The sequence below is a fragment of the Microvirga sp. P4_G7 genome, from assembly GCF_056401005.1.
In genome coordinates this window covers 1-8,957 of the sequence record NZ_JBFUKD010000087.1, presented here as the reverse complement: position 1 = coordinate 8,957, position 8,957 = coordinate 1, and the positions used below count along the sequence as shown (strand labels likewise).

At 60.3% G+C, this 8,957-nt stretch carries 11 protein-coding genes; 6 read left to right on the top strand and 5 right to left on the bottom strand.

Translation table 11 applies throughout. The features are described from left to right. From AC1DT3_RS06455 to AC1DT3_RS06445, 3 genes are all read right to left on the bottom strand, one after another. The coding region (locus AC1DT3_RS06455) for an ABC transporter ATP-binding protein (protein ID WP_477464426.1) at positions 1–687 on the bottom strand (687 nt) is incomplete at its 3' end. 7 nt (positions 688–694) lie between these two features. Then, positions 695–1,597 (bottom strand): ABC transporter permease, encoded by a 903-nt coding sequence (locus AC1DT3_RS06450; RefSeq protein WP_477464425.1) that lies wholly within the window; start codon positions 1,595–1,597, stop codon positions 695–697. Beyond that, a complete protein-coding gene (locus AC1DT3_RS06445) occupies positions 1,594–2,568 on the bottom strand; it encodes an ABC transporter permease (RefSeq protein WP_477464424.1) in 975 nt (324 codons plus the stop codon). The genes AC1DT3_RS06450 and AC1DT3_RS06445 overlap by 4 nt, the downstream gene beginning before the upstream one ends. A 213-nt stretch (positions 2,569–2,781) precedes the next feature. Between AC1DT3_RS06445 and AC1DT3_RS06440 the strand changes: the two genes are divergently transcribed. Continuing rightward, entirely contained in the window at positions 2,782–3,696 is a 915-nt protein-coding gene (locus tag AC1DT3_RS06440) for a LysR family transcriptional regulator (RefSeq protein ID WP_477464423.1), read from the top strand. A 9-nt stretch (positions 3,697–3,705) separates the two neighbouring features. On the opposite strand, the gene AC1DT3_RS06435 is transcribed toward AC1DT3_RS06440, so the two are convergent. Further along, entirely contained in the window at positions 3,706–4,152 is a 447-nt protein-coding gene (locus AC1DT3_RS06435; RefSeq protein WP_477464422.1) for a MarR family winged helix-turn-helix transcriptional regulator, read from the bottom strand. Between the two features lie 119 nt (positions 4,153–4,271). Here AC1DT3_RS06435 and AC1DT3_RS06430 point away from each other — a divergent pair, with 119 nt between their 5' ends. Then, positions 4,272–5,015, top strand: a complete 744-nt coding sequence (locus tag AC1DT3_RS06430; protein ID WP_477464421.1) for a DUF899 domain-containing protein — start codon at positions 4,272–4,274, stop codon at positions 5,013–5,015. Here AC1DT3_RS06430 and AC1DT3_RS06425 read toward each other — a convergent pair. Continuing rightward, positions 5,012–5,374 carry a hypothetical protein gene (locus tag AC1DT3_RS06425; protein WP_477464420.1) on the bottom strand — a complete coding sequence of 121 codons (363 nt, stop codon included), beginning with the start codon at positions 5,372–5,374 and terminating at the stop codon, positions 5,012–5,014. The genes AC1DT3_RS06430 and AC1DT3_RS06425 overlap by 4 nt on opposite strands. Positions 5,375–5,495: 121 nt before the next feature. Here AC1DT3_RS06425 and AC1DT3_RS06420 point away from each other — a divergent pair, with 121 nt between their 5' ends. The 4 genes from AC1DT3_RS06420 to AC1DT3_RS06405 form a co-directional block, all read left to right on the top strand. Further along, positions 5,496–6,443 (top strand): carbohydrate kinase family protein, encoded by a 948-nt coding sequence (locus tag AC1DT3_RS06420; protein ID WP_477464419.1) that lies wholly within the window; start codon positions 5,496–5,498, stop codon positions 6,441–6,443. Between the two features lie 8 nt (positions 6,444–6,451). Beyond that, positions 6,452–7,396, top strand: a complete 945-nt coding sequence (locus AC1DT3_RS06415; RefSeq protein ID WP_477464418.1) for a pseudouridine-5'-phosphate glycosidase — start codon at positions 6,452–6,454, stop codon at positions 7,394–7,396. Between the two features lie 13 nt (positions 7,397–7,409). Then, positions 7,410–7,763: a RidA family protein gene (locus AC1DT3_RS06410; protein WP_477464417.1), complete on the top strand. Its 354-nt coding sequence runs from the start codon at positions 7,410–7,412 to the stop codon at positions 7,761–7,763. Between the two features lie 490 nt (positions 7,764–8,253). Further along, positions 8,254–8,957, top strand: a 704-nt coding sequence (locus tag AC1DT3_RS06405; protein WP_477464416.1) for a crotonase/enoyl-CoA hydratase family protein, incomplete at its 3' end; no start/stop codon positions are given.

The window sequence follows — 8,957 nt, the reverse complement described above, 5'->3', positions numbered from 1 at the left end:
CATGACGGCAATGCGATGAGCCAATCCGGCGACGACGCCGAGATCGTGACTGATCCACACGAGAGCCATCCCGAGTTCGCTCGACAGTTTCTGAATCTGAGCGAGGATCTGCGATTGGATCGTCACATCAAGAGCCGTCGTCGGCTCGTCGGCGATAATGAGCTCCGGTCGGTGTAGAAGCGCGATGGCAATGGCGACGCGTTGTCTCATGCCGCCGGAAAACTGATGCGGGTAAGCCGCCAATCGCTCCTCCGGAGAGGGAATCCCGACCATGCCGAGCGTATCGCGTGCCCTCGCCCGAGCCTCCTTCACGCCCACGTTCTCATGCGCGAGAACCGTTTCGACCATTTGCGTACCGATGCTCAGCACCGGGTTGAGCGTCATCATCGGGTCTTGAAATATCATCGCGATCCGACGCCCGCGAAGGCTCTGCATCTCGCGCGCCGACAATCCGACCAGGTTCTGACCCTGAAACAGAATTTGTCCGCCGACGATCCGACCCGGGGGATCGACCAGGCCCAAGATCGAGAAGCCGGTGATCGACTTGCCCGATCCGGATTCGCCGACGAGGCCCAGCACCTCGCCGCGGCCGACCGAAAAGCTGACGCCGTCGACCGACTTCACGACACCCTTCTCGGTAAAGAAGTGGGTTTCCAGATTTTCGACGGAGAGCGTTGGGATCGTCATCTCGGCCTCACCGTTCGTGCCGCGGGTTCAGCACTTCACGCAGCCGATCGCCGACGATGTTGATGCTGAACACGAGAAGGACGAGAAGGATGCCCGGATAGACGCTGATCCAGTACTGGCCGGACATGAGCACCTCGTAGCCGTTCGCGATGAGAAGGCCGAGAGACGGTTCGGTGATAGGGAGGCCTATGCCGAGAAAGCTCAAGGTCGCCTCGGCCGAAATCGCGTTGGCGACTTGAAGCGTTCCGATCACGAGTAGCGGCGGTAGGCAGTTCGGCAACAAGTGGCCGAACAGGATGCGCGTCTTGCTGAGGTCGAGGCAGACGGCGGCCTCGACATATTCCTTGCTCTTCTCGACGAGAGCCGCGCTTCGCACAGCACGGGCGAAAAGTGCCCATTGCACCAGCACAAGCGCGAACATCACCTTGCCCACGCCCTGCCCGATCGTCGCAAGCAGCATCAGGGCTACAAGGATCGTCGGAAAGCCGAGCATGAGGTCGACCAGGCGCATGATCAACATGTCGACGCGACCACCGAAAAAGGCCGCCATCAAGCCGAGCGTGGTTCCGACCCCGAGCGCGATCACGCCGCTGACGACGCCCACCGCAAGGCTCGTTCGCAACCCGTAGATCATAGCGGACAACATGTCCCGCCCTTGCCCATCGGTTCCGAGCCAGTACGTGCCGCCGCTCATGCTTTCCGAACCCGGCGCCAGCTTCGCGTCCATAATGCTGATCTGCATCAGGTCGTAGGGATTCTGCGGTGCCAGCCAGGGCCCAATGACGGCTGCAAGGAGCAGGAGGAAAAACAAAACCGCTGCTGCTGTCGCCCGCGGGCTCCGCAGAAGTCCATCGAGCGCTCGGCCGAACAACGTATCCGAACTGGGTTTCCGAAGGGCGATGACTGTCATGACGCGCTTCCCAGCCGGATACGGGGATCGAGCAACGAGTACAGAATGTCCACGATGAAGTTGATGACGATGAACATCGTCACGACGACGAGCAGATAGGCGACGACGACGGGACGATCGAGACGCATGATGGAATCGATGAGAAGCTTGCCCATTCCGGGCCATGCGAAGATGGTCTCCGTCACGATGGCGAACGCGATGAGACTGCCGAATTCGACGCCGACCACCGTGACGATCGGAATCATGATGTTCTTGAGCACGTGAACCGAGACGATCCTTCGTTCGGACAGGCCCTTCGCGCGGGCGAATTTCACGAAGTCGAGCGGCATCGTCTCGCGGACGCCGCTTCGTGTCAGGCGGATGACCAGCGAGATATTGAACAGTGCGAGATTGAGCGCGGGTAGGACCAAATGCGTCAGGCCCGACCAGGTGACGAGGCTCGTCCTGATCCCGAGGAGAGTGCCGACATCCCCGCGCCCGGTGGATGGAAGCCAACCGAGCCATACAGAGAAGATCATGATCAGCATCATCCCTTGCCAGAAATTCGGCAGGCTGAAGCCCAGAATTGATCCGGTCATCACCGTCTCGTCGAGAGTGGTGCCGGGTTTCAAGCCAGCCCAAAGGCCGAGCGGGATGCCCAAAACCAGAGAGAGCGCCAGCGCCACGAAAGCGAGTTCCAATGTCGCCGGCATTCGGTTGAGAATGAGATCGATGGACGGCTGGTTGAACACGAAGGAGCGTCCGAGATCGCCATGCAGGGCATTCCAGATGAAGGTGCCGTATTGCTCGATCAAGGATCGGTCGAGGCCGAGAGCGCGGATCGCCTGCTCACGTTCGGCGGGCGTCGCGTCCCCCGCGATGAGAATGTCGATGGGGTTACCGATCGCATAGATCCCCGCGAACACGATGATCGACGTCACGAGGAGAACCAACAGACTTTGTGAAAAACGACGAATGATGAAGACGGTCACGGACGGTTCTCCGTCAAAGGCGGTCGCGCCTTCCCCGTCCAGCGGAGGCGAGCGTCCTTGGCTTTTTGCGAACAGCGTTTCATAACCATGCCGTCATCCGGATGTCACAGTTCAGTTACGCATCGCGCCGAGACGCGCGCAATAGTATGAGAAAAACAGATAGGGTGATGATATTTCCGGAAAGTCGCCGGATCGCGGGAGTGCAATTCGACCATGAATTTGAAGCAGCTCGAAGTCTTGAAAGCTGTCATGGCCACCGGCTCGACCGTCGGGGCATCCGGCATTCTGCAGATTTCTCAATCCGCCATCAGCCGACATCTGTCCGGACTTGAAACCGAAATCGGATTTGAACTGTTCACCCGGGACAAGGGTCGCCTCATCCCGCGACCGGAAGCCAGGGCGCTCGCGTCGGAAGTCGAGGAATTGACGGCGGTGCTCGCGCGGGTGAAACGCAAGGCGGCCGATCTCAAAGCCGGTTCGGTGGGCGACGTGCTCCTTCGGGTCGCATTTCCCCACAGCATCACGACGACCGTCCTGCCACGCGTTCTCGCCCGCTATTTCGAGGCCCATCCGAAAGCCGTCGTGGAAACCCTGTCCGGCCCCTACGGCGCCATTGAACAGATGATTCAGGCCCGCAGCGCCGATCTCGGTTTCGTCAAGCTTGCGACGGAAGATCCGGGGTTTCGAATCCGACCGCTTCTTCGCGGCGAAACGACCTGCGTCATGGCAAAGGCGCATCCCCTGGCCACCAAGGCGCAGATCGAGTTGAGAGATCTGGCTCGCAACGACCTCATTCTCCTCGGCCGCCAGCGCACGGCCCGTCATGAGCTCGAATACGAACTCCGGGAGGCCCGCGCTCCCCATCATTGCAGGATCGAGGTCCATTCCGTGGAGGCCGCATGCGCGTGCGCGGCGGCTGGTCTCGGGGTCGCCGTCGTTCCTGCCTTGATCGCCAGTTTCTTCCGTTCCACGGAGATTGAAATGCGGCCGTTCCGGCCCACCCGTACGTCCGATTACGGGATCATCACCTTGCCGGATTCACCTCTCTCCAGGCCAGCCGAGGATTTTGTCGCGCTTTTCGCGGAGGAAGTTCTCTCGACCGCGACAGGGACGACGCGGATCGAATAGGCATCAGCGTCAGGAGAGAGCCTGGAGGTCGCGCCGAAGGCGATCGGGATCGCCATCGGGAAGCGATCCCTCGACCGCCCGGTGGGTCCGTTGCCAGATGGGGACGGCCTGCGACAACAGGCTCCTGCCATCGCTCGTCAGCGCCAGAAGGCGACTGCGCTTGTCGTTGGAGTCGACGGCAATCTGGACGAGACCGCGGCGTTCAAGGGGCTTCAGAGCGGCGGTGAGGGTCGTGCGATCCATCGCCAGAAGAGTAGCGACCGAAGCCATGTTCGGCGGCTCGGGGCGGTTCAGGGACATCAGGAGCGAAAACTGGCCGTTCGTCAGGTCGACGGGTCGCAGCGCCTCGTCGAACAGCCGCGCGAGCGCCCGCGCTGCGCGCTGCACGTGCAGACACAGGCAGCTGTCCCGCACGTGAAGCGTCGTTTCGAAGGGCAATAAGATCGGTTTTGACATCGAATTATAATGTTGATATCAACTTAAATAGTCAAGACCCGCCCGTTGCAAGGCCGGTTTGTTTCCGACTCCTTTTCTCCTTTGAACACCTTTTCTGGTTCGAACAGCTGGAGGACGACGTGATACAATCCAATCGTATCGTTTCGCGGAATGAATGGCTTGCCGCGCGCAAGAGCCTGCTCGTCAAGGAAAAGGAAGCTACGCGCGCCCGCGATGCCCTCAACGCCGAACGCATGGCCCTGCCGTGGGTGAAGGTCGAGGAAGATTATGTTTTCGACACACCGACCGGTAAGAAAACACTGTCCGACCTCTTCGAAGGCCGTTCTCAGCTCATGGTCTACCATTTCATGCTCGGACCGGGCTGGAAGGCAGGTTGCCCGAGCTGTTCGTTCGTCGCCGACCACCTCCAGGGCACCCTCCCTCACCTCAACAACCACGACGTGACGATGATGGCGGTTTCGCGCGCTCCGATCGCCGAAATCGAAGCGTACAAGAAGCGCATGGGCTGGACCTTTCCATGGGCCTCCTCAAACGCGAACACCTTCAACTTCGACTATCATGTGTCGTTCACGCCTGACGAGCTGAGCAAGGAGAAGGTCTTCTACAACTTCGACGACATTTCTTCCGCCAACGCGTTCGACGAATTGCCGGGTCTCAGCGCATTCTACAAAGACGAGCACGGAAACATTTTCCATACGTTCTCGACTTATGCGCGCGGTCTGGAGGAGTTGGTCGGCACCTTCATGATCCTCGATCGTGCCCCCAAAGGCCGGAACGAGGGCACGATCATGGACTTTGTCCGGCGTCACGACGAATATCCGGAGCAGGTCAGCCAACATTCCTGTTGCGGAACGGCGGCCTAGAGCCCCTCGAGACCAGCCTTCAATGCGGCAGGGTCAATCGCGACCTTGAGGACGGTACCACCGAAATCCAAAAGGAGAACGGCGCCGTCCTTTTCCTTTCTAGGAACGACCCGCAGCGGTCGCAGCGGCGGTTGGCTCCTCGGATGGTTTGGGCCGGCCCCCTCTGCGAAGTTCTGAGGTGGAAGCGCTGCATAGACCCGTCCGACTTCGTTCAGGAGGTCGGTCAGAAGCGGCGTCGAATCGACGGTACCGACGATCACTTCGTATTCGCGACCGATTTCCGTCCGCACGGAGAGCGAGAACAATCGTCCATCGGCGGAAACGTCGGTCCGCCAGGCCGTTGAGGGAATACGTTTCACCAAGATATCGTTCCTTTTCCCAAACGACTAACATGTCCGTACGCCACCGCCAAAGCGCCAGGCTTTCCATCCTGATGTGCCACACGTACTAGAATGTGCTTCGGAAACCGGACCGCGCGCCATGACGAAAATCGACGTGATCTGCATCGGTGGCGCCGCTATCGACATCAAATACCGCGCATTGTCGCTCGTTGTGCCGGGCACCTCGAATCCTGTCGAATCCCAGCGCACGTTCGGCGGGGTCGCCCGCAATGTCGCAGAGAACTTGATGGCCCTGAAACGCCGCGCATCTCTGGTCTCGGCCGTCGGTGATGACGAAAACGGGCGCGCGATTATCGCCCACCTGGACCAGATGGGCATTGATACGCGATGGGTCGCGACGTCGCGCGCCCAAAGAACGGCGACGTACGCGGCTGTCCTGCAGCCGGACGGTTCGCTTGCCCTCGGTCTTGCCGACATGGCCATCTTCGAGACGATCGGGCCGTCTGTCATGGCGGCGTTGCCCGAGGCGTTCTCCGAGGTCCTCTGGGTGTTTGCCGATTGCAATTTGCCGGCAGTTTCTCTCCAAGCGGTCATCGAGACGTCGCACGCGCGTCGGGTCCCCCTCGCCATCGACGCCGTGTCGACGACGAAGGCTCGACGGCTGCCGGTCAGCCTTCAAGGCATTTCCCTGCTGTTTCTGAACGTGGACGAAGCGCGCGCGATCCTCGCCGGCGAGACCAAAGCCGGTGGCTCTCCCGAAACGCTCGCCCAGGCCCTCGTGGACCGGGGCGCCGAGCGTGTCGTTCTCACCTGTGGCGGCGACGGCTCCGTCATCGCCGATGCCGCCGGCCCCAGTCGGATCGCTCCGATCGCGGCCAACGTCGTCGATGCGACGGGCGCCGGCGATGCCCTCATCGCCGCAACGATCGCCGGTCTCATGTCGGGAGCGACCTTTATCGAGGCCGCGAGGCTCGGCGCGGCGGCGGCCTCGATCACGATCGAGAGCTCGGCAAGCGTCAGCCCGGACCTATCGTTGGAGCGGCTGAAATCTATGCTATCTCGATCTCTCCCCACGGCATTCGAATGAGGTTCGCCATGGCCAGTCTTCCGACGAGCCGCTTTCTCGATATCGCGCCAGAAGTGCAGAAGGCGCTCGATACGGGCACAGCGGTTGTCGCCCTCGAATCGACCATCATCACGCACGGCATGCCTTATCCGCAGAATGTCGTGACCGCCCGCGAAGTCGAGGGCGTCGTGCGGGACGGCGGTGCCGTTCCTGCAACGATCGCGGTGATCGGCGGGCGTATCAAAATCGGGCTTTCCGACACGGAGCTCGACTGGTTGGGAACGGCCAAGGACGTGATGAAGCTGAGCCGGGCGGATCTTCCGTACGCGGTTTCGTCGGGACGCCCAGGTTCGACGACGGTGGCGGCGACGATGATTTGCGCTCACCTTGCCGGCGTGAAGGTGTTTGCCACAGGCGGCATTGGCGGCGTTCACCGCGGCGTGGAGGAAACGCTCGACATTTCGGCCGATCTCGACGAACTCTCGCGGACGCCAGTTGCCGTCGTCTGCGCCGGCGCGAAAGCCATTCTCGACCTGCCCCGCACACTCGAATATCTCGAAACACGCGGCGTCCCCGTCGTCGGATATGGCACGGACCGCTTCCCAGCCTTCTGGAGCCGGGCCAGCGACTTTCCGGTGCCGATCCGTCTCGACACACCCGAAGCCATCGCCCGACTGATCGAAACCAAAGGCGCTCTCGGCCTCGGCGGCGGCACGCTTGTCGCCAACCCGGTGCCGAAAGCGGACGAGATCCCCGCCGACGAGATGCGGGGACATATCGACGACGCGATCACCGAAAGTCGCCGACAAGGCGCCGCTACGAAGGCGCTGACGCCCTTCCTGCTGTCCTATCTGTTCAAGAAAACGCAAGGCCGCAGTCTTGTGACCAACATCGCGTTGGTGAAAAACAATGCAAAACTTGCGGCGGCTATCGCCGTTGCACTCAATCGACCAGACGAAGGAACCAAGACATGAAAGGCACCAAGATATGACGGACATCAAACGGATCGGCATCGCAGCCCGGTACAGCGACCTCGTCATCCACAATGGCATGGCCTATTTTTCGGGCTATGTCCCCGAGAATACGCCCGGACAATCGGTTGCAGCCCAGACGAAAGATGTTCTCGATCAAATCGAGCAGTCGCTAGGCGAAATCGGTAGCGACAAGACAAAGCTGTTGCGCGCTACCATCTGGCTCACGGACATGAGCCATTATGACGAAATGAATGCCGTCTGGGATGCTTGGGTCGCCCCTGGCGATACGCCGGCGCGCGCGTGCGTCGAATCCCGATTGGCGAACCCGCAATTCGCCCTTGAGATCCAGGTCACGGCCGCCGTTTAAGTCCGCCGCCTTCAGCCCGCTCGCGCATGAGCGCTGGAGCGACCGCCAAAAACATTGTGTTACAACGTGGAAGCGACAGCCCAGCGGGGCTGTCGCCCATCACCCTATCGCATGACCATATACAGATAGGTCGGATAGGACCTTCACTCGCGCCTCGCATCGTGACCGCGCGTCGGCCGGTGCCGTCAAATAGAGACGCGACGTGCGCTTTCAATGAGCATACGCTGAACTCGTTCGCGTCGGAACGTGAGTCACAGGTCGTTCCGGGTCGATCGCGACGATTTGTCCAGGACGATATTCCAGTCTCCGCCTGCCTCTGTCAGCTCGCCTACTGCCGTAGCGTTTTGCGCACTAAAAAAGCAATCTGGAACCGTCATACTTCCCTTGAGTTCTTGAAATACTAGTTGCTGGTAGATGAGAATGTCGCTGCACTGTGCGATACTCTCCCGAGTACCTTTCGTCTGCCCACCCACCTCTAAGGAACAATCCTATGACCTCGCTGCTTTCGTTCTCGATTCCTGAGCAACACGTCGTTTCGCCTCGTTTCGGAACGGGGAGCTCACAGCTTCCGAACATCGATACGAGAATCGATGCCGAGACAAAGACCTATTGGGCTGCCATGCGCCCCAGCGTGCGGCCGATTTTTACAATGGAATTACTGCGTGACATGAAGAGAATGCAGAGTTCTATTAAGGATCTATTTGAGACAAACACCAGCACCCAAGCACCGCTGCAATATGTCGTTTTCGCTTCGAGCACTCCGGGCATCTACAATGTCGGCGGTGATTTGGCCCATTTTGCGGAACGCATCCGCGCACGCGACCGGGCCAGCTTGCAGGCCTACGCCTATTCCTGCATCGACGTGATTTATGGTAACACTTGCGCGTTCAACACGCCGGTGATCACGATGGCGCTCGTCCAGGGCGATGCTCTCGGCGGCGGCTTCGAATGCGCGCTTTCATTCGACCTCATCGTCGCTGAGCGGAGCGCCAAGATGGGTCTGCCGGAAGTTCTGTTCAACTTGTTCCCCGGCATGGGTGCCTACAGCTTCCTATCGCGGAAGATCGGCCAGGTCGCGGCGGAAAAGATGATCATGAGCGGCAAGCTCTATACGGCAGAAGAACTGCATGGGATGGGCGTCGTCGACGTGCTCGCCGAGGACGGCGAAGGCGAGTTGGCCGTTCAGGAATACAT